This window comes from Kineococcus glutinatus (assembly GCF_039542765.1).
In the GTDB taxonomy this organism is placed as follows: domain Bacteria; phylum Actinomycetota; class Actinomycetes; order Actinomycetales; family Kineococcaceae; genus Kineococcus_A; species Kineococcus_A glutinatus.
Genome location: NZ_BAABIL010000695.1, coordinates 1 through 1,143, shown reverse-complemented (window position 1 = coordinate 1,143; position 1,143 = coordinate 1). Strand labels below are relative to the sequence as shown.

Here is a 1,143-nt window from a genome sequence, read left to right as displayed (position 1 = left end):
CGCGGCGCGCGCGGTGCTCGGCGAGCTGCGCGCGGTGGCTGGTGCGCCCGTGCCGGCGGTCGACGAGGGTGTTGCCGAGCAGCGCCAGGGGGCTGAGCACGCCGAGCAGCAGGAAGTACGGGTTGTGCGTGTAGAGCACCATGGCGACGCTGCTGACCAGGGGCAGCAGCGCGGCGATGACGGGCAGGGGCCGCCGCACGGGCTCGGCGGGGGGCGTCGGCAGCCGGAAGCGGGTGCTGTGCTCGCGGGGCAGCAGCCGCGGCGGCCGGTTGTAGTCGAGCGTGCCGTCGCCGGTGGGCTGCAGCGCCGCGTCGGGCGGGGTGGGGACGGCCACCTCCAGCAGCACCGCGCCCACCCGCAGCGGGGTGCCGGGCGGCCAGGGCCGGGGTTCGGCGTCCAGGTCCACCCCGTCGCCGGGGTCGCCACCGGGGTCCTCGCCGTCGGCGTCGTCGGCGTCGCCCGCCCCGAGCCGGGCACCGCCGGCCGGGGCGCCCACGAGGACGGCGCCGGAGCCGTCGACGTCGAGGAGGAGGGCACCGGATGCCGTGGCGGCACCGGCCAGGCGCACGGTGTCGGCGTCGCCGGAACCGGCGGTGGCGCGCCCGGGGCGCAGGCGGTGCACGACCCCGCACCCGGGGCCGCCCACCACGCGCAGCTCCACGACGCCGTCGGGTTCGGCGGGCAGGCCGCCGGCGGGGTCGCCCACGCTGACGACGCCACCCTCGCGCAGCGCGCTGTCGGCGAGCGCCTGCCCGCCGGGCACGGCGGTGCCGTCGACGTGCAGGGTGCCGGGCCCGGTGCCGGCGGCGGCGGCCAGGGCGCGCGCCACGTCGGCGACGGGGCTGGCCGGGTCGGCGTCGAGCACCACGTCCTCGACGAGCCCCCGGGCGGGGTCGACGACGGTGAGGTTCAACCGCATCCGGGTCCTCGTCCTCCGATCCCGTCCTCGTGGGTGCGTTCCCGGTCCTGCCGCCCGCGGCCCGGGCCGCCTCCCAGGATCGGTGCGGCCCGGGCGCGCACGGCCCGCCCGGGCCGGTGCGGCCCCCGGACGGGGCAGGCGGAGCACCCGTCCGGCGCACGGCCGCCGGACCCGCCGCACCCGCGCGCGGCGGGTTCGCCCGCAGCGGACGGGACTGGTCGCCG

1 pseudogene is annotated in these 1,143 nt (G+C 80.8%); it reads right to left on the bottom strand.

The features are described 5' to 3' along the window. Positions 1 to 919 (bottom strand): annotated as a pseudogene (locus tag ABEB16_RS20275) (FtsK/SpoIIIE domain-containing protein); the annotation flags it as partial. Between the last annotated feature and the right edge of the window lie 224 nt (positions 920 to 1,143).